At 56.0% G+C, this 1,226-nt stretch carries 1 rRNA gene; it reads left to right on the top strand.

Features of this window, described 5'->3' with window-relative positions:
* Positions 1-68: 68 nt before the first annotated feature.
* Positions 69-1,226 (top strand): 23S ribosomal RNA (locus G6030_RS01265); the annotation flags it as partial.

Here is a 1,226-nt window from a genome sequence, read left to right as displayed (position 1 = left end):
GTGGGTGGGGTTGGTGTGTGTTGTTTGAGAACTGCACAGTGGACGCGAGCATCTTTAGTTGTTTGTGAATGTAAGTGTGTAAGAGCACACGGTGGATGCCTTGGCACCAAGAGCCGATGAAGGACGTAGTAGGCTGCGATAAGCCTCGGGGAGCTGCCAAACGAGCTGTGATCCGAGGGTGTCCGAATGGGGGAACCCAGCACGCGTGATGGCGTGTTACCCGCATCTGAATACATAGGGTGTGTGGAGGGAACGCGGGGAAGTGAAACATCTCAGTACCCGCAGGAAGAGAAAACAACAGTGATTCCGTCAGTAGCGGCGAGCGAACGCGGATTAGGCTAAACCGCATGCGTGTGATACCCGGCAGGGGTTGCGTGTGTGGTGTTGTGGGGCGCGATGTCCTTGGTTCTGCCGGACCGGGCGCCGATTGTTCGCGGGTTAGGGGAACGACTTGGAAGGGTCGACCGGAGAGGGTGAGAGTCCCGTACCTGAAAACCTTGCGGCGGGGCGATTTGTGTACCCAAGTAGCAGCGGGCCCGTGAAATCTGCTGTGAATCTGCCGGGACCACCCGGTAAGCCTGAATACTCCTTGGTGACCGATAGCGGATTAGTACCGTGAGGGAATGGTGAAAAGTACCCCGGGAGGGGAGTGAAATAGTACCTGAAACCGTGTGCTTACAATCCGTCAGAGGCTTTTAAGGCTGATGGCGTGCCTTTTGAAGAATGAGCCTGCGAGTTAGTGGTATGTCGCGAGGTTAACCCGTGTGGGGAAGCCGTAGCGAAAGCGAGTCCGAATAGGGCGATGTTAGTGGCATGCTCTAGACCCGAAGCGGAGTGATCTACCCATGGCCAGTGTGAAGCGACGGTAAGACGTCGTGGAGGCGCGAACCCACTTAGGTTGAAAACTGAGGGGATGAGTTGTGGGTAGGGGTGAAAGGCCAATCAAACTCCGTGATAGCTGGTTCTCCCCGAAATGCATTTAGGTGCAGCGTCGCATGTTTCACCTCGGAGGTAGAGCTACTGGATGGCCGATGGGCCCTACAAGGTTACTGACGTCAGCCAAACTCCGAATGCCGAGGTGTGAGAGTGCGGCAGTGAGACTGTGGGGGATAAGCTTCATAGTCGAGAGGGAAACAGCCCAGATCGCCGGCTAAGGCCCCTAAGCGTGTACTAAGTGGAAAAGGATGTGGGATCGCTGAGACAGCCAGGAGGTTGGCTTAGAAGCA

It is taken from the genome of Dietzia sp. E1, assembly GCF_014145015.1.
Classification (GTDB): Bacteria; Actinomycetota; Actinomycetes; order Mycobacteriales; family Mycobacteriaceae; genus Dietzia; species Dietzia cinnamea_A.
Note: the sequence above shows the minus strand (reverse complement) of the source record. Positions and strands in the feature narration are given on the sequence as shown.